The sequence below is a fragment of the Tissierellales bacterium genome, assembly GCA_035301805.1.
In the GTDB taxonomy this organism is placed as follows: Bacteria; Bacillota; Clostridia; order Tissierellales; family DATGTQ01; genus DATGTQ01.
In genome coordinates, this window is the sequence record DATGTQ010000079.1 from 1 (window position 1) to 21,771 (window position 21,771).

Below are 21,771 nucleotides of genomic sequence, written 5' to 3' on the forward strand. Positions count from 1 at the left end.
TGGTGGTTATTGAACCAATAGCAGATAAAAATGTAGTTAGTTTTTTTGAAGAGGTAAGTAAGTCTTTATTGTTAATATTAGTTAGTATATTAGCCGTTGCAACAATGTTCTTTATAACTATATCTATAATAATAGAAGCAGGAAATGCAACTCTTATGTTAAGGTAGGTGAAAAAATGGAAATAGTAAGCTTTTTAAGGAGCTGGGTAATTGATATAGTTATAATGTTTATTTTTATAACTGCATTGCAGATGATGTTACCTAGTAATAGTATGAAAAAATATATAGATGTCATAGTTGGATTTTTAATAATATTTGTAGTTATTAATCCTTTTGTAAAAATTTTATCGGGAAATATTAATTTGGAACAGAATTTTTTGAAAAAATATAAAGAGAACATAAGCTGGAATTATGACGAGGATGAGAGTTTTTTAAATTCACATAATCAACAAATGATTAAATTATATGAAGAAAATTTAGAAGAAAAGATTAAGGAAACTGTGAAATTGGAAACAGGGTATGAAATTACTGATATTAATCTGACTATTATAGATAATGCAGATGACTCGAATTATGGTGAGTTAGTTGGAATAGCCTTGACTATTAATCCTAATGAGAAAATTGAATCTGAAAAAGTAGAAGATAATTCAATAAAAATAAATGAAGTAAAGATTAGTGATGATAAAAAGAATAAAGTATCTGAAAATGATTTCAAAGATGATGGAAAGATAAAAAAAATAATTTCAAAAAATTATGATATATCTAAAGAAAATATTGAAGTTTTTTTAAATAAACAATTGGAAGGTGATTAAAATGAATTTGATCACTAAGTTTAAATTATTCTTAGAAGAAAAAAATAGTAAGAAATTTATGAGAAGTTTACTAATAGTATTATTAGTAGGGGCATTACTTCTAATCATATCTAGTATTTTATTTGATAATAAAGATAAGAAGGACCCCTTTATTAAAAATAATTTACCTGATGATGATTTAGAATTTAAAACAGAAGATTATGCTGAAATGCTAGAGAAAAAACTTGAATATATATTAGGTCAAATAAGTAACGTAGGAGAAGTCAATGTGATGATAACTCTTGAGGATACAGCTGAAAAAGTACCAGCGACTAATACAACTAAAAACCAAGAAACATCTAATGAAGAAGATTCTCAAGGAGGAAGCAGAGAAGTTTTACGAGAAGACTCCACATCTCAAGTTGTTACTAAAGGTGGTGAAGGTACGTTAATTGTACTTAAAGAAATTAAACCTGAAGTCAAGGGGGTAATAGTTGTTGCAGATGGAGCAGAGGATTTACAAGTTCAAGAAAAATTATATCATGCTGTAAAAACGGTGCTAGATATTCCTGGCAATAAAGTTGAGATATATTCAAGTAATTAAAAGGGGGTATATTATGTTTACTATTAAAAAACCTGCTATAATTATTGTATTGACATTGTTGTTAGTTTTAACTGGCTATATAAACCATAAACTTACTCAACAATCTTTATTAAAAGCTTCAAATGATTATCAAAATCATGAAGAAACAGAAATGGCTAATAAATTAGATCCAGATGAGAAAGAATTAGTAGAAACATTGTCAGAAGGTGATGAGAAGAAAAAAGAAAAAGAAAAGGGAAAAGATAAAAAGAGTCAATTAGAAGTAGTGGATTCAAAAGGAGATGAAAATGTATCCAGTTTAACAGAAAAAGCAGATTCAAATATTGAAGCTACAATAAGTGGAAAAAGTAGTTTAGGTTCACAAAATTATTTTATTGAGCACAGACTATCTAGGGATAAATTAAGAGCCAATTTAATAGATAAGCTAAACGAGGTGGTAAATAATGATAAAACTGATAATGAGGTAAGAAAAGAGGCCCAAAAGGAGATAATAAGATTAGGTAATGTGTCAGAAAAGGAACTTCATATTGAAGGACTAATAAAAGCAAAGGGTTTTGATGATGTGCTAGTATTTTTAAAAGAAGAGGAGGCTAGAATAGTAGTATCTACCAATGAGTTAACTGAACAAGATGTTGTTAAGATTTTAGAGATTGTTAGAAGTGAAACAGAACTAGATACTAATCAGGTAAAGGTGATGAAAAAGGATTAGAAATGTTTGTAAAAGATCTAAGCCTTTGGTATAATAATTCTAGGAGTTTGGGGTACATATGAATACGAAGGAGGATAATTATTATGGAAGATATAAACAAGGGAAAAAGTGTTGAATATGGTTCAATTAAAATAGCAAATGAAGTTGTTGCTATAATAGCAGGACTTGCGGCAACAGAAGTAGATGGAGTTGCAGGCATGAGTGGTGGAATTACTGGTGGAATAACTGAAATGTTAGGTATGAAAAACCTTTCTAAAGGTGTGAAAGTAGAGGTAGGAGAAAAGGAAAGTGCCATTGATATTTATGTTGTTGTAGAATATGGTTCTAATATAACAGAGGTGGCTACCTTAGTTCAAGAAAATGTAAAAGAGACTGTGGAAACTATGACCGGCTTAAAGGTAATAGAAGCAAATGTTCATGTCCAAGGAGTTAATATTCCTAAGGAACCGGTTCTTGAAGAGGAATCAAGAGTTAAATAAAAATTTTACCCTCTGCCTGACAGAGGGTAAAATTAAATATTTTTGGGAGGTAATAAGAATCTATGAACATTTTTGATAGAATATTATTAGTATTGTTTGCAATTTGTTCGGCAGTTATTTCTATATTGCTTATTTTGCTACCTTTTAATAATATTAATTTCTTGTCAGAAGACAATATATTATATTATATAAGGACTATGGAAGGTAATTATATATACTCAGTTGTTGGACTTGCTTTTTTTATTGTAAGTATAAGATTTTTAACTTTGGCTTTGAAAGTTAACAATATAAGGGAAAAAGATAGTTATCTTATTAAGCATACTGACCATGGCGAGGTAAAGGTATCTTCTCAGACTATTGTAGGATTAGTAGAAAGTGTATCCAATAAATTCTCTGGTATTAGTAATATTAGGACTGGAGTTAGAATTGAAGAAGGAATTTTATCAATATATATTACAGGAGAAGTAGTTCCAGAGATAAATATTCCAAATACTTCCTTAGAGTTACAAAGTAAGATAAAAGAACATGTTGAAACTTGTACTGGTGCTAAGGTAAATGATGTAAAAGTACAAATAACTGATGTTACAACACCATTAAGAAATGTCAAATAATTAATAGAGGTGTTAGAAAGTGATTAAAGAGAAAGTCTTAAAAATTTTTCAGGGCTTAGGAGATAAAAAAGGTAGAACAATCGGGGCAATAATTGGTTTAATTATAGGAATTTTTATTTTAATTATAGGTTTTTTTAGAACCTTATTTATTGGAATTTGTACTTGGCTGGGCTATTATATTGGCAAAATATCAGATGATAGGGAAAGCTTTAACGACATTTTAAAGAAGGTAATGCCTCATAATAGAGGTAACTAAATAATATTTATTTTCTATAAAATAAGGAGTGTACTATGGGTAGAAAATTAGCTAGAGAAGAAACTATGAAACTATTATATCAGATGGATATGAATAACAATTATACAACTGAAGTTGCAGATCTATACATAGAACTAAATGACTTTCAAAAAGATGAAATAGAATATATAAATCATGCTGTAGATATTATTCTTAACAATTTAGAAGAAATAGATTTAGAAATTGAAAACTATATAAAGGGATGGCGTTTACATCGTTTAGCTAAAATAGATTTAGCAATTTTAAGAATTTCAATTTATGAATTACTATATAGAAAAGATATTCCTGTAGAGGTTTCTATAAACGAAGCAATTGAAATTGCTAAAAAATTTAGCACGGATGAGTCCTCTAAATTCATTAATGGTATCTTAGGGAGCTTTGTGCGTAAGGATATGAAGAAATGAAAAAATATTATTTGGGAATAGATACAAGTGCATATACAACTTCTATAGCCGTTGTAGATAAGGATAGAAATATTATTTTTGATAATAGAAAAGTATTAAAAGTTGAATCAAGAAAAAAAGGTTTAAGACAGCAGGATGCAGTTTTTCAACATTTGAATAATATACCTGATATAATAGGTGATTTAACAGAAAATATAGATGTTGAAAAATTAGATACTGTCTCTGTCAGTGCAAAACCTAGAAATGCGAAGAACTCATATATGCCTGTTTTTGTCGTGGGAAAAGGACAGGCATATATTATTGCTAAAATGTTAAACTTACATTATAAAGAGTTTAGCCATCAAGAAGGACATATTGGAGCTGCAATGATGAGTAATGATTTAATATATAAAGACAAATTTTTAGCTTTCCATCTTTCTGGTGGTACTACGGAAGTTTTATTAGTTAATAATAAAGAAAAAAATTTTAAAATTGACATTATTGGTGGTTCTTTAGATATAAGTGTTGGACAATTAATAGATAGAATAGGGGTACAATTAGGATATAGGTTTCCTTGTGGGAAAAAGCTAGATGAAATTTCTAAGAATAGCTCTATTATCCCTTTAAAATATCCAATTAAGACTAAAGGTACTTGGGCTAATTTTTCAGGTATGGAAAACTTTTTTATTAATTTAATACAACATGAGAAATATGGTGAGGAACAAATTATAAAAACCATGTTCTACACTATTGGTTTAATGCTGGAAAAGCTTATATTAGGAACATGCAAGAAAACTAATATTAATACTATTGTTCTTATAGGTGGTGTAGCATCTAATTCTATTATAAAGGAATATCTTTTGGGTAATTTAAGAAAAAAAGGTATTAATGTATTTTTAACTAATAATAAATTATGTACTGATAACGGGGTCGGGGTAGCTTACTTAGGTACAATCAAGGATGGACACTAATAGGAGGTGAAAAAATGAAGGAAAAACCTTTAAAAGTTAGTGAACTAAATCAATATATTAAAAGAGTATTTGCTAGTGATTTTATTTTATCTAATGTTAGTGTAGAAGGAGAGATTTCTAATTATAACCACCATTATAGCGGACATAGGTATTTTTCTCTAAAAGATGAAAAGGGAAGACTAAAATGTGTACTATTTAAAAACAATAGTAAATGTTTAGATTTAGATCTAAAAGATGGCATGAAGGTTATAGTATCAGGGTATGTCTCTATTTATGAGAGAAATGGTAACTATCAATTATATGTGAAAAGCATCAAAAAAAGTGGATTAGGGGATCTATATATAGCATATGAAAAATTAAAGAAAAAACTTAATAACGAAGGTATGTTCAATGATGATGAAAAAAAGGAAATCCCTTTTTATCCAAAAACTATAGGAGTAGTAACATCTTTAACTGGAGCGGCTATAAAAGATATTATAACTGTACTTAGAAGAAGAAACCCAGGAATAAATATAATTATATATCCTTCATTAGTTCAAGGTAAAGAAGCACCAAAATCTATTTGTGAAGGGTTAAAATATTTAGATAATAGAGAGGATATAGATCTTATTATTACTGGCCGAGGTGGTGGTTCAATAGAAGAGCTTTTTGCATTTAATGATGAAGAAGTGGCAAGAACTATATTTAACATGAAAACTCCTGTTATATCGGCTGTGGGACATGAGACTGATTTCACAATTGCAGACTTTGTTAGTGATTTAAGGGCTCCTACGCCATCGGCAGCTGCAGAACTAGCAGTCCCTAAGGTGGAGAATTTAAAGGAGAACGTAGATAATATATATGATAAATTATTACACGAGTTTCTAAACATAAAAGATTTTAAACAAAATTACTTAACTATCTTAAAAAAGGACTTAGAACATAATAATCCAATGTCTAAATTAAATGAAAGCAGACAAGCCCTAGACTATTTATTCAAAGAACTTAATTATAATATGAATATACAAATTGAAACTCATAAGAACAATTTAAAGCAGATAGGTAATAAACTTAATTTATTAAGTCCTTTATCGTCCTTAGAAAGAGGGTACAGTATAGGAACAAATAATAAAGATAAGGTAATAAAGTCTATTTATGATATAAAAACTGGCGATTTTGTTAATATTATTTTAAAAGATGGTATTATAAGTGCAAAAGTGGAAAATATTAAGGAAGGAGAGTTTATAAAGTGAGTTTAGAAAATATGTCCTATGAAGAGGCAACTAAGAAGATGGAAAAGATAGTTAGCAAGTTGGAAGGTGGAGAACTTACTTTAGACGAAGCCTTAGATAACTTTAAAGAAGGCATAGAATTATATAAATATTGTAATAGTATTTTAGACAAAGTTGATGATAAAATAAAGGTATTGGTAAAAGATGATGAAAATAATATATTAGAAGAGGATTTTTCAACTGGAGGCTAAAGTTATGGATTTAAAACAAGAATTAGAGGCCTATGGAAATATAGTAGATGAAGAATTGAATAAATTATTTATTAACAAGAATGGTTACCAAAAAACAGTAATTGAATCTATGGAGTATAGTTTATTTACTGGAGGCAAAAGATTACGTCCCGTACTTTTATTAAAAAGTTGTGAAGCTTTAACAGGGGATTATAAAGATGCAATTCCTTTTGCTTTAGCAATGGAGATGATACATACTTATTCACTTGTACATGATGATTTGCCTCCAATGGATAATGATGATTATAGACGAGGAAAGAAGACAAATCATAGAGTATATGGCGAAGGAATGGCTATTTTAGCTGGTGATGGATTGTTAAATTTAGCATATGAATCAACAATAAATTATATAATAAAAAATTCTAATTCTAAAGAAGATTTTGAAAGATATATATATGCCCTTGATGTAATAGCAAAATCTGCTGGTATAAATGGAATGATAGGAGGACAAGTAATAGATATAGAGTCAGAAAATGAAAATATTAATATAGATACTTTGCATTGTATGTATGAAAATAAAACGGCGGCATTAATAAAGGCATCTGCTATTGCTGGGGGGATAATAGGTAAAGGTAATGAAAAGGAAATAAAAAGCTTAGGGGAATTTGGTTTGGCTATTGGTCTAGGTTACCAAATAAGAGATGATATATTAGATTTAGAAGAGGATAAAATAGCTAATAAAACAACTTATATATCCTTTTATAAAAAAAATGAAGCAGAAAAAAAGGTAAGAGAATTAAGTCTAAAGGCTATAAAGATACTGGAAGATTTAAAAGGCCATGATACAAGGTTTTTAGAAAGCTTTGCAAGGTATTTAATTAATCGAGAATATTAGCAGTTTTTCTTCATATTGAAATCATAGAATTATTATGTTATAATATTGTTGAGTCTGAGTGGTACAGTATTCTAGTCAGCACAGCTATTCTTGAAGGCGGGGCTAAAAATCCGTCAAAGGGCACATCGATGAAGTTTCTTGTTATAGCTTGCGACGCCCAGTTGGGGGCTATAACAGGGAGTAAGAAGGATGGGGCGATCCACAATGGCATGTGGGCGTTGACCCTACCTTCGTGGAGACTTATTATAAATTTTATAATAAGATAAACCTGAAAAGCAATAAAACATGCTTTCAGTGTAGCCTGCCTTGAGTGAAATAGGCAGATGATAATAATTGTCGAAACCTATTTTGCAAAAGAGGCTAGGGAATAAACTGGCTGTAGAGGAAAACTCCTAGACTGTTCTAAATATGGAGGTATATTAGGGATTACAGTGCGGACTAAGTGGTAATCTAGTTCTATTTATGGCGACATAATAGGGATAAGATTAAAGGGAAACCGCTGTAATGGCGACATACAGTTCTTATTTGGGAAATCCTGCTAGACCTTAAGCCGTAAGATTTACCTAACATACCACCACTCATTAGGCTGATAGCATAATAATAAGGCTATCAGCTTTTTATATTAATTTTTTTGGAGGTTATATATTAAATGGCAAGGAAAGAAAAGGTCTCATATAACATCAAATGGATATTATCAATTTCATTTTGGACTTTTTTAATGGCAATTTTATTTAGCTTTATTACTGAAAAATTGTTGATTAATTTAGATATATTATTTGGATTTTTAATACTTATAATTATAGTTTTTATTGGAATATTTTTTGATATAATAGGAATAGCAGTTACGGTTTCTAGTGAAAAACCTTTTCATTCAATGGCTGCTAATGGAGTCGATGGAGCTAAACAGGCTATAAAATTAATTAGAAACGCTGGACAAGTTTCAAATTTTTGTAATGATGTAATTGGAGATATAAGTGGTATTATTAGTGGTGGTGTAGGGGCAAACATTATATATAAATTAATAAATATATATAGTATAAAAGATGGCACATTGTTAAGTATTATTATTACAGCATTAGTTGCATCTTTAACAGTTGGTGGAAAGGCTTTGGGAAAAGAAATTGCTATTTTTTATTCTGAAAAAATAATTTTTAGAGTGGCAAAATTTTTTGAAACCTTAGAAACAAAGTTTAATATAAATATACTACCAGATATCAAAAAAAAGAATGATTAAAACGATTATGTTTTCAGGAGAGATATTATGGACAAGAAAAAAAGAATAGATGTACTATTAGTTGAAAAAGGCTTTTATAGTACTAGAGAAAAGGCTAAACGAGTTATAATGGAAGGAGTAGTTTTTGTTGGGGAAAATAGAATAGATAAGCCTGGTGAAAAAATAGATATAGATAGTAAAATAATTGTAAAAAAGGACCCAATTCCTTACGTTGGTCGGGGAGGATTAAAACTAGAAAAGGCTATAAATAGTTTTAATATAGAACTTAGGGGGAAAACGGCTATAGATATTGGGGCATCAACTGGTGGGTTTACTGATTGTATGTTAAAAGAAGGAATAAAAAAAGTTTATGCAATAGATGTAGGATATGGACAGCTAGATTGGAAATTACGTAATGATAATAGGGTAGTTGTCAAAGAACGGACTAATATTAGATATGTAAAAGAAGATGATATAGGAGAGAGAGTTGATTTTATCTCTATTGATGTTTCTTTTATATCCTTAAAGTTAGTATTGCCAGTAGCTGAAAGTTTGTTAAAAAAAGAAGGGGAAATAGTAGCTTTAATTAAGCCACAATTTGAAGCTGGTAGGGAAAAGGTAGGTAAAAAAGGTTTAGTTAAAGACAAAGGAGTCCATTTTGAAGTAATAAAAAAAATATTGAATGTTTGTAGTAAGAATAATTTACAATTAGATAACCTTACTTATTCTCCAATTACTGGTGCTACAGGTAATATAGAATTTTTAGCTCATTTAGTAAAAGAGACTAATCTAGATGTAACTTTAAGTGAGCTTCAAATAAAAGAAATAATTGAAAATGCTCATAAAAGATTATAATTTTTTGTTATTTCTTTTATTAAGGAGGAAAAAATGAGAAAATATACGAGACAAAGAAAGATATTAGAATTAATAGATAATAAAGAAATAGAAACTCAAGAAGAATTATCTGAGAATCTGGAGGAAATAGGTATATCTATAACTCAGGCTACTATATCAAGGGATATCAAGGAACTTGGTTTAGTAAAAGTTATTACCAATAATGGACGTTATAAATATTCAGCTATTGAGGACAATAGGGAAAGTAGTAAAGAAAGATTGATGAAAGTCCTTAAAAGTTCTATAATTAATTTTGAGGTAGCTGGACATATTATAGTTATTAGTACTTTACCTGGTGCAGCACAGATTTGTGGATTAGCCATAGATAGTTTTGAGCTAAAAGGTATAGTTGGAACTATTGCTGGCCATGATACATTATTTGTTGCTGTAGATGATATCAATAATGTGGACAAGGTTATTGAAAAGTTAAAAACTTTACTCAATTAGCCAAGGAGGTATCATATGCTTGTTGAGTTGAATATTAAAGATTTTGCAATATTAGAAAATTTAAATATTAATTTTACTAAAGGTTTCAATATTTTGACTGGTGAAACTGGTGCTGGTAAATCTATTATTGTTGAGGCCATAAGCCTAATTTTAGGGGAAAGAGCTAGTAAGGATTTAATTAGAACGGGTAGTCATAAAGCAGTTATTGAAGGTGTTTTTTATTTGGAAAAACCAATGGAAATTAGGCAAGGATTAATTGAATATGGTATAGACCTAGGGGAAGATAATTATTTAATTTTATCTAGGGAAATTTTTTCTACGGGAAGAAGTGTTTCAAGGGTAAATGGTAGGACTGTTACTTTATCTATGCTTAATAAAATTACGGAAAATCTAATAGACATTCATGGACAACACCAACACCAATCATTATTGAATATTGAAAATCATATAAAAATAGTGGATACTTTTGGTGATGCTAATTTTAACAAAATAAAAGAAAATATATCAAAAAAATACATAAAATTAATGGAGTTAAAAAAGAAAGTAAATAATTTATCTATGGATACTATAGAAAGAGATAGAGAAATTGATTTACTTAAATACCAGCTAGAGGAAATAAATAGTGCTAATTTATCTATTGAAGAGGAAAAAGAAGTAGAAAATGAATTTAAAAAAATGTCTAATACAAAGGAAATTACTTCTACAGCTGGAGAAGTAATAGATATTCTAAATTCAAATGACTATAATCGTTCTTCAGTTTTAGATGAATTAAACAATAGTATCACCTTAATGAATAATATAGAAACATATGATAAAAAGCTAAAAGAAATTAGTGATTCATTGGAAAATTTCAGCTATGAATTACAAGAGGTATCTATTACCTTAATGCAATATATAGAAAGCATTAACTTTGATGAAGAGAAAATGATTTATTTAGAGGATAGAATGGATATTATCAATACATTGAAGAAAAAGTATGGAAATACTATAGAGGATATTTTTAAATATGAAAATAAAATAAGGGAAAGGTTAAATTTATTAATAGATAATGATAATGAAATACAAGAACTTAAAATTCAAATAGCTGAGTTAGAAAAAGAATTAAATGATAGTTGCAAAATTTTATCAAGAGAGAGAAAAATAATTAGTCAAAAATTAGAAGAAGCTATTTCAAAAGAATTAGGTCAATTAAATATGCAAAAAGTAGTTTTAAAGGTTAATTTTGAAAAAAAAGATTATTTTACAAAAGAAGGTTATGATAAAATTGAGTTTTTAATTTCTACTAACTTAGGTGAAGAATTAAAACCTTTATCTAGAATTGTTTCTGGGGGAGAAATTTCTAGGATAATGCTCGCTTTCAAGACTATCTTAGCTGATTATGATAATGTTCCCTGTCTAATATTCGATGAAATAGATACAGGAATAAGTGGCAGAACTGCACAGATAGTTGGTGAAAAGATAAACAAAATTTCAAAAAAACGTCAAATTATTTGTATTTCTCATTTGCCACAAATTGCTGCTTTGGCAGATACACATTTTTCTATTAATAAAACTATTAAAGAAGGTAAAACTATAACAAATGTAAATAAATTAAGTTATGAAGAAAGAATTAATGAAATGTCTAGATTATTAGGTGGTGTAGATTTAACTAATACTACTAAGCTTCATGCAGAGGAAATGCTAAAAATGTCAAAAAAATTTAAAAATAAATAAAAGCATCCTAAAAAAGGATGCTTTTATTTATTTGGAAAAAAACATTATACTTAGTAAATTGATAAATATTTTTAGAGAATAAATAATATAAAATAAGGCCAAATTATATGTGCAACAATATTTTAGGGAGGTGAATATTTCATAAGGGACAATTGGGAGTGTGATTATTATTGAGGAAATTTAAAAATAGAAAAATATTTTCTATATTTTTTTTGATTATAGCTTTTTTTTATATGATACAAATTGCTAGCATTTTTTATTGTCCTAAAGAAATTAGAATAGTTAAAGGGGAAGATAAAGAGTTAGAATTATTATTTCCTTTTAGATTAAAAAATCGGGGTAAAGAAAATAAAATTTTAGAAACAACCTTTAACTTAAATAATAGGTCTAAACTAAAAAGGTCTTACAATATTGTGGCTAATCAAGAAGGAAATGCAAAATTTAATTTAAATATACTAGGTTTTATTCCAGTTAAAAATGTAGATGTTAATGTAGTAGATAGACAGGAACTGATTCTTGGAGGTAATTCTATTGGTGTAAGCCTTAATACAAAAGGTGTATTGGTAGTTGCTGTTACTGATATAATAGGTATAGATGGAAAGAACTATAATCCAGCAAGAACTGCAGGAATTAAAGCAGGAGATAGTATTATAGATATTAATGGTGAGAAAGTAAAAAATGCGGAACATGTAGTTCAATTATTAAATGATTTAAAAGATAGTAGTATAAAAATAACTATTGAAAGAAATGGAGCTAATTTTGTAACTAGTGTGACGCCAGTACAAAGCCTTCAAGATAACTGCTATAGACTAGGAATTTGGGTTAGAGATAAAACTGCAGGTATTGGTACCTTAACTTTTTATGATGAAAAAAGCAAAAACTTTGGAGCTTTAGGCCATGGTATTACAGATATTGATACTGGAAAATTATTAAATGTTAGAAATGGTAAAATAATGGATGCTAAAATTGCAAATATTGAACAGGGAAAAAAAGGGGAACCTGGCGAAATAAAAGGAATCTTTTATGAGACGGAAAATACAGTAGGAGATATAAAAGAGAATACTAATTTTGGTATTTACGGAAAATTAAATGATGAATTTATAAAAAATAATAGAGCAGAAGCCTTACCAATAGGATTTAGAGATGAAGTAAAGGAAGGTAAGGCTTATATATTAACTACAATAAATGATAACAAAATTCAAAAATATGAAATAGAAATTTTAAAAAAGCAGCAGCAATTTTCACCTGAATCTAAAAGTATGGTGATTAAGATAACAGATGAAAAACTTTTAAATAAAACCGGTGGCATAGTACAGGGAATGAGTGGTAGTCCTATTATTCAAGATGATAAAATAATTGGAGCCGTAACCCATGTCTTTGTAAATGATCCTACAAAAGGTTATGGTCTTTATATAGAGTGGATGTTGGAACAGTTAAGTATGGGGAAGGGTGAAAAAATTGGTAATGTAGAAGAAGATAGGTAGATTTACCTATCTTTTTCTATTAAATTAAAAAATAGAAAAAAGGAACTATTATGGTAGAATTAAAGGAAATAAGGTTTCGTTGTCGAAAGGAATAAATGAGAGTAATTATTAAATATTAAACAGGGGGTAATTTTTTTGGAAAAAACAACAGTATTGATTGCGGATGACAACAAAGATTTTACCGATATTTTATGCGAATACTTATCCATGCATGAAGATTTTAAAGTAATCGGGGTAGTAAAAGATGGGCTGGAAGCATTAGAAGAAATGCCTAAGGCGGAACCGGACGTTTTAATATTAGATATTATAATGCCTCATTTAGATGGTTTAGAAGTATTAGAAAGGCTAAATAGCATGGTGATTAAAAAATATCCTAAAGTAATTGTATTGTCTGCAGTAGGACAAGATAAAATAACTCAAAAAGCTATTAAATTGGGAGCAGATTACTATGTAGTTAAACCATTTGATTTTGATATTTTTATAAAAAGGCTAAGGGAAATAGCAGGTAATGCCAAAGAAGAACCAATAAAACGAAATTATATTAATATTCCTAAAAAATCCATAAATAATGGTGAAAATCAAGTAAGTGTTGAGGCAAAAATAACTAATATTATACATGAAATAGGAGTTCCTGCCCATATTAAAGGATATCAGTATTTAAGAGAAGCAATATCTCTGGTTATAGACGATGTTGAACTATTAGGAGCTGTTACTAAAGAACTATATCCAAATATTGCAAAGAAATATGGTACTACTCCAAGTAGGGTTGAAAGAGCTATAAGACATGCAATAGAAGTTGCTTGGAGCAGAGGTAAAATAGATACTATAAATAATATCTTTGGATATACTGTTCATACAGATAAAGGTAAGCCTACTAATAGCGAGTTTATAGCCATGGTGGCAGACAAACTCAGATTAGAACAGGAAATATTACAGTACTGATTTAGTAGCATCAGGACCTCGTAAGTAGTTCTTACTTATGAGGTTTTCTATATTTAATTCCTAATCTTTAATTTAACATGAACAAATATTATGCTATAATAAACTAGGGAGATTATAATAATTATTTAATGCTATAAAAGATGAATTGTATAACTAGAAAAATCGGAGGAATATTATGTTCATTAAAGGTGTTGTAAAAAAAGATAAGGTAACTAAAAATTTAACAAAGCGATTGAAACTTGGTGATATTGCATTAATAGCCCATAAGGATTTAGACGAAATTGCAGCCACCTCCCTTGTAGAAAAAAAAGTAAAGGCAATAATTAATACTGAGCCAACTATTAGTGGAAAATACCCAAATCAAGGACCTATAATCCTTTTAGAATCAGGTATTCCTATTTATGAAGTATCTGATAGTGAGATTTTTCACCATATAGAAGAAGGGGAAGTAATAGAAATTGAAAATGGGAAAATGTTTTGTGGTGACGAAGTATTAGGAAGTTGTCAACTATTAGATAAAGAAAAAATTGAAAACTTACTTAATAAGGGCTACGAAAACTTAGAAAGAGAATTAGATAAATTTATAGAAAATACCCTTGAATATGCAAAAAAGGAGAAAGGTCTTGTTACAGGAAAGGTTGATGTGCCAAATATAAAGACTAAAATAAAAGGTAAACATGTTTTAGTCGTTGTAAGAGGGAAGGGATTCAAGAGAGATTTAGCTGCAATTCAATCTTATATAAGCGAAGTTGATCCTATAATGATAGGGGTAGATGGTGGAGGGGATGCCTTATTGGAAATTGGATATACTCCTGATATAGTTATTGGTGATATGGATAGTGTTAGTGATAAGTGTTTAAAAGCTACAAAGGAAATAGTTGTCCACGCTTATCCAAATGGGGAAGCTCCCGGTCTTGATAGGGTGAAAAGCCTAGGAATTGAACCAGTAGTATTTCCAGCACCAGGAACTAGTGAAGATATTGCATTACTTCTTGCCTTTTCTAATAATGCAGATTTAATTGTTGCTGTAGGTACTCATAGTAATATGATTGATTTTCTAGAAAAAGGCAGAAAAGGAATGGCAAGCACATTTTTGGTTAGATTGAAAGTAGGCTCTAAATTAATTGATGCAAAAGGTGTAAATCAACTTTATAAAGCACATTTTAAATTAAAATATGTATTAGGATTATGTTTAGCGGCTTTAATTCCTATTTTGGTTATAACTTTAATGTATCCACCTATGCAGGAGTTTTTGAAGTTAATAAAAATTAGATTAAGAATAATGTTTGGGTTATAAGGAGTGATATTTTGAGTCCGAATATAAAATATTATGTAGTTACTATTGCAGCAATTTTTTTAGCTCTAGGAATAGGTATATATATAGGTTTTACTTTAGATGCTCATAATTTATTAATTGAGCAAAAAGATGATATTGTTACAAAAATAGAAGAAAAGTTCGATTATTTAAACGATGAAAATAAAGATTTAAAAGAAGAAGTTAGTGAGTTAGAAAAGGAGAACAACAAATATAATGATTATATAGAGACTATTTATTCATCTGTAATTAAAGATAGGTTAAAGAATATTAATGTAGCCATTGTAGAAACAAATGATGATTATGTATACTCTGGTATAGGTAAAACTTTAGAATTAGCTGGAGCAAATGTAGCTAGTATAACCACAATTAAAGATAGGTATTTAAGCGAGGAACTATTAGAAAAGATTAACAATTCTTTACCAGAGAGTGAAAGTATTAAAGATAATTTAATTGAAGGTGGAGTAATTAATTTAACAGAAGGAATTATTAAAGGGGAAAAGAATGAATTGATGCAAAAGCTTAGAGAAAATGATGCTGTAAATTTTGTTGGAAATTATGATATACCTATAGATTTTGTAATTATTGCTGGTGGAACGGAAAGTAAGGAGTCAAACAATATCTCCCAGATTGATAAAAATATTATAGAAGTAGCAAAAGGACTAGAGGTTCCTATTATTGGAATAGAAAAGGAAAAGGTAAATTATTCTTATACTGAAGGATACAAAGATTACCGTATATCTACAGTTGATAATGTAGATAGCACAATTGGTAAGACTGCATTAATATTATCTATGGAAGGCAGACCTGGAAATTATGGAGTAAAGCCTGGTGCTGAAGAATTATTACCTAATTTAGACAGTAATATTTCAGAATAGGACAAGGAGAGAAAGTTATGGAAAGAAAAGATAAAATTGTTGCGGTAGTACCGGTTTATAATGAAGAAAATAAAATTAGTGATACAATTGAAGGGCTAAAGTTAATAAATGCCATTGATAATATTATTGTAGTAGATGATGGATCTACAGACAAGACTTATAATATTATTAAACAATTAGGGGTAAACATTATAAAATTAGAGAAAAACTCAGGTAAAGGTTATGCTATAAAATCAGCTATTAAAAATCTAGAATATGAATATTTAGCCTTAGTTGATGGAGATTTGGGGAAAAGCAGTTATGAAATAGAAAAACTTATTGATCCAGTTGTTAATGGTGAAGTTGATGTAACTATTGCAAAGTTCCCACCTGCTAAAAAGAAAGGGGGATTTGGTTTTGTAAAAAAACTTGCAAAAAATGGTATTAAATATTATACTGGAACTGAGATCAATTCAGGTTTATCTGGGCAGAGAGTTTATAAAAGAGAGGTAATAGAGGATATAAACAATATACCTGATACTTTTGGTATAGAAGTAGCTATGACAGTAGAAACATTGAGAAAAGGGTATAGTATTAAAGAGGTAGATGTAAATATGACCCATGATGAAACTGAAAGAGATATTAAAGGATTTTATCATAGAGGCAAGCAATTTTTAAACATACTTTGGACTTTAATAAAGTTAGGGATTAGAAGGTGAATATATGGAACTATTAAAAATAAATATAGGAAGTTATTTAATAAGTCTTATATTATCTACTATAGCTATGCCTTTTTTCTTAAATATGCTTATAGATAGTAATTGTGCTGCTTTAAATTATAAAAAGGAAGAGATACCTATAAGTTTAGGTATACTATTTATTATTGTTCAAACTATGACCGTGAGTCTTTTTTCTATAATTAAGGAACATCATGTAAGCGTTATTATGGCCTATTTAGTTGGGTTTATATTGATAGGTTTTGTTGGAATATTTGATGATATAGTTGGAGATACAACGATTAAAGGATTTAAAGGACATATTTCTGCCTTTTTTAAAGGGAGACTTACTACGGGAGGACTTAAGGCTGGAGTAGGCTTTTTAGCTGCATTAATATTTTCTGCCCTAGTCTCTCATAATGTTCTAGATTTATTAGTAAATATATTATTAATAGCATTATTTATAAACTTTATTAATCTCTTTGATTTAAGACCTGGAAGAGCTTCAAAAGTTTTTATACTTCTATCTATTATTTTATTTGGGACTAATGATAAAACACATTATTTTGATTTTATTATTTTTTCTTTTTATGGTATTTTAACGAGATACTTACCTGTAGATATAAAAGCTAAAGCTATGATGGGCGATGTAGGTTCTAATAGTTTAGGTTTGACTTTAGGCATATATTGTGTCCTAAGCCATGGTTTAAAGATAAAAATTATATATTTAATTGTTTTAATAATGCTGCAAATTCTTGCTGAAAAAATATCCTTTTCTGAAGTAATAGAAAATAATAAGATACTAAAATATATTGATAATATTGGTAGATAGGAGGTAATTTCACTGATAAGTTATAAGAAAGGAATTGTAATTGAAGTTATAGAAAAAAATGATGTAGATTGGATAAAATTAGAGATTGATGATAATATAGAAAAAGCTGTTAATTATAGAAAGTTGACAGGAAAAATAAAAGTTGGTGATATAGTTATAGTAAATACAACTGCTGTAGAGCTTTCCTTAGGTACTGGCGGATATCATTATGTTATTTATAATTATTGTAATGAGAGCAAGAAAGCAGAGGGTAAAGGTCATATTATGAAATTAAGATATACGCCATTACAAATTAAATGTTTAACATCCGAAGAAGAAGATAGTCCTTATCATGAAGAATTTTTAAACTTTAAAAATTTAGAAGGCTCAATATTTATAGTAGGTACCTTACATAGTATGCTTGCACCTATTGCTTGTATGATTAAGTGGCTGGATCCAACAATTAATCTAAATTATATTATGACCGATGCAGGAGCATTACCAATAAGTTTTAGTCGTACAGTGGAAGAATTAAAGGAAAAAAGAATAATTAATAAAACTATAACTATTGGTCATGCTTTTGGTGGTGATCTAGAGTGTACAAATATTTACAATGGATTAATTGCAGCAAAAGAAATTTTAAATAGTGATGTAACCATTATTACTATGGGGCCAGGAATAGTAGGTACAGGTACAAAGTATGGATTTAGTGGAATAGAACAAGGTTCTATAATTGACAGTATTAATACATTGGGAGGTTTACCAATGGCTGTACCTAGAATAAGTTTTGGTGATAAAAGAAAGAGACATAGGGGTATTAGTCACCATACCATTACAGTATTAAGTGAGGTTTGTAAAACATCAGCTAATGTTATTTTCCCAATTATTGAAGAGGATAAATTAAATATATTAAAAAGACAAATTACTGAAAATAATATTAATAAGAAACATAATTTAACCTATGAAAAAGGTGAAAATATTGAAAAGGCTTTAAAAACCTATAATATGAAAGTAACAACTATGGGTAGAGGCTTCCATGATGACAAGGAATATTTTTTAACTTTAGGTGCTGTTGGTCAAAAAGCAGTTCAAATTTTAAATGAAGGGAATGAACGTTGAGATGGATTTTGAAGAAAAAACTATGAAGACAGAAAATGTATATAAGGGTAAAATGTTAAACTTAAGAATAGATACTGTAGAACTACCAGATAAAAAATATTCTAAAAGAGAAATAGTGGAGCACCCTGGTTCAGTAGCTATAGTTCCTATAACAGAAGACAATGAAATTATTTTAGTAAGACAATATAGGAAAGCAGTAGAAAGCAACTTATTGGAGATTCCAGCTGGAAAGTTAGAAGTTAATGAAGAACCAAAAGAGACAGCTATAAGGGAGTTAAAAGAGGAAACAGGAATTAAAGCTAAAAAATTAGAATATATAACTGAGTTTTATACATCACCTGGCTTTTCTAATGAGAAAATGTATTTGTTTTTAGCTATGGATTTATCTATGGATGTATTAGAACCTGCTGATGATGAGTATATAGAAATAACTAAAGTAAAAATAGATAAGTTAGCCAATATGATTAAAAAAGGAGAAATCTTAGACAGTAAAACAATGATAGGTATATATATGGCTATGGAGCATCTTGAAAGTAAATAAAATTACTTAGTGATATTATTCTCTTTTCAAGCATAAGATTTTCATATAGAGCTTGTATATTATGTGAAGGGAGGATAAATTTTTGCAATACAAAATTAAAAATTTATTTCGAAGGAACTTTCAAGATAATTTTATAATTTATTTTACTATAATAGTATTTCTGATTGCAGGAATAGTAATTGGTTCAATAACTATTAAAGTGTTAAATGCAGAACAAAAAAGTGAAATATTAAACTTTTTTAATTCTTTTTTTAAGAGTTTAGATAATAAAGATTATAATAATTTGCAAATTCTAAAACAATCAGTTTTAGATAATTTTAAAACCATTTTTGTAATATGGATAACTGGAATCCTTATCATAGGTATACCTATTATACCTATGATAGTATTGTTAAGAGGGTTTGCTTTGGGTTTTACAGTTGGTTTTTTAGTAAATGAATTTGGGATAAAGGGTTTTCTTTTCTCCTTACTTGCAATATTACCACAAAATATATTCATAATACCTGGTATTATATTTGTTTCATCTACAGGCTTAATACTTTCTTTAAAACAAATAAGAGGTGGTAAAACTAGAAGGAATAAAGAAAATACTTTTCAAGACATTATAAATTATTCAATTACAATTTTAACTTTTTCTATTGTAGTATTTTTAGGTAGTTTAGTTGAGGCTTATATTACACCTATATTTATAAAATTACTTACTGATTATTTTTCCTAAAATCAGATTTGTTTAAAAGTTTTTTAAAAAGTATATCAAAGTATATTAATATATAAAAGTAGTAGAAAGTTATAAAGGGGCCGTTTGTATGGAAGAATTAATAGAAGCTTATATTTTATATCTTAAGGAAACTAAGGGATTAGCAGATAATACTTTAGAGGCCTATAAAAGGGATATATTTCAATTTAAAGAATACTTAGATAGTAATCATTCAGTTAAATTAATAGAAGTGAATAAAACTCAAATTATAACATACTTAATGTTTTTACAAAAAGAAAATAAAGCTATTTCTACAGTTAGTCGAATTATATCATCTTTAAGATGTTTTTACCAGTATCTATTATATAAAAAAATTATTAAAGAGGACCCAACTTTTAATTTACAAGCACCTCAACAGGAGAAGAAACATCCTGATATTTTAACTACCGAGGAAGTTGAACTATTTTTATCAATGCCAAAGGGAGAGGATTTTAAAAGTATAAGGGACAAGGCTATGTTAGAATTATTATATGGAACAGGGGTAAGAGTATCTGAACTTATTTCACTGGATGCAGATGATGTGAACTTAGATATAGGTTACATAGTTATTAGAGAATCTGAACTTAAAGAAAGGGCAGTTCCAATAGGGAAAGCTTCTCTTAGTTCTTTAAAACCATATATAAATAATTATAGAGAAAAGGTTTTAAAAAATGAAAATGAAAATGCTTTATTTTTAAATTATCGGGGCAAAAGGTTAACAAGACAAGGTTTTTGGAAAATTGTAAAGTTTTATACCAAAAAGTCTAATATTAATAAAAACATAACTCCCCAAAAATTGAGGCATTCCTTTGCTGTCCATTTATTACAAAATGGAGCAAATGTAAAAGCTGTTCAGGAAATATTGGGACATTCAAATGTTTCAACAACTAATTATTATTTCACTACGGTGGATAATATAAATTTAAAGGATACTTAGAATAAAACTCATCCAAGAACATAGGAGGTATAAAAATATGACTTTTTTAAAAAAAATCGAAGAAAGCGCAAAATATATATTAAATAAAAGTGAAGTAAAACCAAGTATAGGTATAGTTTTAGGTTCTGGCTTAGGAACTTTAGCAGATGATATAATAAATCCAGTCATTATTGATTATAATGAGATACCTAACTTTCCTGTTTCAACTGTTGAAGGTCATAAGGGACGACTTGTTATTGGAGAACTAAGTGGAAAAAATGTTCTAGCTATGCAAGGCAGATTTCATTATTATGAAGGCTATTCAATAGAAGATGTTACTTTCCCTATTAGAGTTATGAAAGGGATAGGGATAGAAAAATTAATAGTTACTAATGCAGCTGGAGGTTCTAATAAAAATTTTGAATCTGGCGATTTAATGATAATAAGGGATCATATTAATTTTTCAGGAATCAATCCTTTAATGGGAAAAAATTATGATGAATTAGGACCACGTTTTTTAGATATGAGTATGGCCTATGATAAAGAGTTAATAGATATAGCTAAAGAAGTTGGTAATAATATAAATTTAGATTTAAAAGAAGGTGTATATATGTGGTTTTCAGGGCCAACTTATGAGACACCTGCTGAAATAAAAATGGCTACAGTATTAGGGGCTGATGCTGTAGGTATGTCTACAGTACCAGAGGTAATAGTGGCAAATCATGGTAGCATGAAAGTTCTAGGTATTTCATGTATAACTAATATGGCTGCAGGTATATTAGATAAAAGCTTAGATCATAATGAGGTTATAGAAACTTCTAAAAAAGTCAAAGATAAATTTGAACTATTAGTAAAAGAAATTATTAAAAGAATATAATTGAGGTGTTGT

At 28.6% G+C, this 21,771-nt stretch carries 27 protein-coding genes; all 27 read left to right on the forward strand.

Annotated elements, in window-relative coordinates; translation table 11 throughout:
• Nucleotides 1–2: 2 nt before the first annotated feature.
• The 27 genes from VK071_03340 to VK071_03470 all read left to right on the forward strand — a co-directional run bounded on the left by VK071_03340 (nt 3) and on the right by VK071_03470 (nt 21,759).
• Nucleotides 3–167, forward strand: coding sequence for a hypothetical protein (locus VK071_03340; protein HLR34346.1), 165 nt, complete (start codon nt 3–5; stop codon nt 165–167).
• Nucleotides 168–175: 8 nt separating this feature from the next.
• Entirely contained in the window at nt 176–811 is a 636-nt protein-coding gene (gene spoIIIAF / locus VK071_03345; GenBank protein HLR34347.1) for a stage III sporulation protein AF, read from the forward strand.
• A gap of 1 nt (nt 812) precedes the next feature.
• The gene (locus tag VK071_03350) at nt 813–1,394 is read left to right on the forward strand and encodes a sporulation stage III protein AG (protein HLR34348.1); all 582 of its coding nucleotides are present in this window, start codon (nt 813–815) and stop codon (nt 1,392–1,394) included.
• A 13-nt stretch (nt 1,395–1,407) separates the two neighbouring features.
• Nucleotides 1,408–2,103: a SpoIIIAH-like family protein gene (locus VK071_03355; GenBank protein HLR34349.1), complete on the forward strand. Its 696-nt coding sequence runs from the start codon at nt 1,408–1,410 to the stop codon at nt 2,101–2,103.
• Between the two features lie 83 nt (nt 2,104–2,186).
• Nucleotides 2,187–2,582, forward strand: a complete 396-nt coding sequence (locus tag VK071_03360) for an Asp23/Gls24 family envelope stress response protein (protein ID HLR34350.1) — start codon at nt 2,187–2,189, stop codon at nt 2,580–2,582.
• A gap of 62 nt (nt 2,583–2,644) precedes the next feature.
• The gene (gene amaP / locus VK071_03365; GenBank protein ID HLR34351.1) at nt 2,645–3,193 is read left to right on the forward strand and encodes an alkaline shock response membrane anchor protein AmaP; all 549 of its coding nucleotides are present in this window, start codon (nt 2,645–2,647) and stop codon (nt 3,191–3,193) included.
• Nucleotides 3,194–3,212: 19 nt separating this feature from the next.
• On the forward strand, nt 3,213–3,449 hold the full coding sequence (locus VK071_03370; protein HLR34352.1) for a DUF2273 domain-containing protein: 237 nt from the start codon (nt 3,213–3,215) through the stop codon (nt 3,447–3,449).
• Nucleotides 3,450–3,484: 35 nt separating this feature from the next.
• Nucleotides 3,485–3,892, forward strand: a complete 408-nt coding sequence (gene nusB, locus VK071_03375) for a transcription antitermination factor NusB (GenBank protein ID HLR34353.1) — start codon at nt 3,485–3,487, stop codon at nt 3,890–3,892.
• Nucleotides 3,889–4,842, forward strand: coding sequence for a hypothetical protein (locus VK071_03380; protein HLR34354.1), 954 nt, complete (start codon nt 3,889–3,891; stop codon nt 4,840–4,842). The genes nusB and VK071_03380 overlap by 4 nt, the downstream gene beginning before the upstream one ends.
• 14 nt (nt 4,843–4,856) lie before the next feature.
• Nucleotides 4,857–6,074: an exodeoxyribonuclease VII large subunit gene (gene xseA / locus VK071_03385; protein ID HLR34355.1), complete on the forward strand. Its 1,218-nt coding sequence runs from the start codon at nt 4,857–4,859 to the stop codon at nt 6,072–6,074.
• Nucleotides 6,071–6,304, forward strand: coding sequence for an exodeoxyribonuclease VII small subunit (xseB, locus tag VK071_03390; protein HLR34356.1), 234 nt, complete (start codon nt 6,071–6,073; stop codon nt 6,302–6,304). The genes xseA and xseB overlap by 4 nt, the downstream gene beginning before the upstream one ends.
• Before the next feature lie 4 nt (nt 6,305–6,308).
• Nucleotides 6,309–7,178, forward strand: coding sequence for a farnesyl diphosphate synthase (locus VK071_03395; GenBank protein HLR34357.1), 870 nt, complete (start codon nt 6,309–6,311; stop codon nt 7,176–7,178).
• A gap of 649 nt (nt 7,179–7,827) precedes the next feature.
• Entirely contained in the window at nt 7,828–8,412 is a 585-nt protein-coding gene (locus VK071_03400; GenBank protein ID HLR34358.1) for a hypothetical protein, read from the forward strand.
• Nucleotides 8,413–8,439: 27 nt separating this feature from the next.
• Nucleotides 8,440–9,246: a TlyA family RNA methyltransferase gene (locus VK071_03405; GenBank protein HLR34359.1), complete on the forward strand. Its 807-nt coding sequence runs from the start codon at nt 8,440–8,442 to the stop codon at nt 9,244–9,246.
• A 33-nt stretch (nt 9,247–9,279) separates the two neighbouring features.
• Nucleotides 9,280–9,732, forward strand: coding sequence for an arginine repressor (argR, locus tag VK071_03410; GenBank protein ID HLR34360.1), 453 nt, complete (start codon nt 9,280–9,282; stop codon nt 9,730–9,732).
• Nucleotides 9,733–9,747: 15 nt separating this feature from the next.
• Nucleotides 9,748–11,445: a DNA repair protein RecN gene (recN, locus tag VK071_03415; protein ID HLR34361.1), complete on the forward strand. Its 1,698-nt coding sequence runs from the start codon at nt 9,748–9,750 to the stop codon at nt 11,443–11,445.
• A gap of 170 nt (nt 11,446–11,615) precedes the next feature.
• Nucleotides 11,616–12,929, forward strand: coding sequence for a SpoIVB peptidase (gene spoIVB, locus VK071_03420; protein ID HLR34362.1), 1,314 nt, complete (start codon nt 11,616–11,618; stop codon nt 12,927–12,929).
• Nucleotides 12,930–13,064: 135 nt separating this feature from the next.
• Nucleotides 13,065–13,871, forward strand: coding sequence for a sporulation transcription factor Spo0A (gene spo0A / locus VK071_03425; GenBank protein ID HLR34363.1), 807 nt, complete (start codon nt 13,065–13,067; stop codon nt 13,869–13,871).
• Between the two features lie 175 nt (nt 13,872–14,046).
• The gene (steA, locus tag VK071_03430; GenBank protein HLR34364.1) at nt 14,047–15,168 is read left to right on the forward strand and encodes a putative cytokinetic ring protein SteA; all 1,122 of its coding nucleotides are present in this window, start codon (nt 14,047–14,049) and stop codon (nt 15,166–15,168) included.
• Between the two features lie 11 nt (nt 15,169–15,179).
• On the forward strand, nt 15,180–16,064 hold the full coding sequence (locus tag VK071_03435) for a copper transporter (protein HLR34365.1): 885 nt from the start codon (nt 15,180–15,182) through the stop codon (nt 16,062–16,064).
• Between the two features lie 17 nt (nt 16,065–16,081).
• On the forward strand, nt 16,082–16,762 hold the full coding sequence (locus tag VK071_03440; GenBank protein ID HLR34366.1) for a glycosyltransferase family 2 protein: 681 nt from the start codon (nt 16,082–16,084) through the stop codon (nt 16,760–16,762).
• A gap of 4 nt (nt 16,763–16,766) precedes the next feature.
• Complete coding sequence (locus VK071_03445; protein HLR34367.1) at nt 16,767–17,591, forward strand: phospho-N-acetylmuramoyl-pentapeptide-transferase; 825 nt, start codon at nt 16,767–16,769, stop codon at nt 17,589–17,591.
• A 72-nt stretch (nt 17,592–17,663) separates the two neighbouring features.
• On the forward strand, nt 17,664–18,689 hold the full coding sequence (locus VK071_03450; GenBank protein ID HLR34368.1) for a DUF3866 family protein: 1,026 nt from the start codon (nt 17,664–17,666) through the stop codon (nt 18,687–18,689).
• Between the two features lies 1 nt (nt 18,690).
• Nucleotides 18,691–19,230, forward strand: a complete 540-nt coding sequence (locus tag VK071_03455; protein HLR34369.1) for an NUDIX hydrolase — start codon at nt 18,691–18,693, stop codon at nt 19,228–19,230.
• Nucleotides 19,231–19,312: 82 nt separating this feature from the next.
• Nucleotides 19,313–19,948, forward strand: coding sequence for a stage II sporulation protein M (gene spoIIM, locus VK071_03460; GenBank protein HLR34370.1), 636 nt, complete (start codon nt 19,313–19,315; stop codon nt 19,946–19,948).
• An 88-nt stretch (nt 19,949–20,036) separates the two neighbouring features.
• Nucleotides 20,037–20,903 carry a tyrosine recombinase gene (locus tag VK071_03465; protein ID HLR34371.1) on the forward strand — a complete coding sequence of 289 codons (867 nt, stop codon included), beginning with the start codon at nt 20,037–20,039 and terminating at the stop codon, nt 20,901–20,903.
• Between the two features lie 37 nt (nt 20,904–20,940).
• Entirely contained in the window at nt 20,941–21,759 is an 819-nt protein-coding gene (locus VK071_03470; protein ID HLR34372.1) for a purine-nucleoside phosphorylase, read from the forward strand.
• The last annotated feature ends 12 nt before the right edge of the window (nt 21,760–21,771 follow it).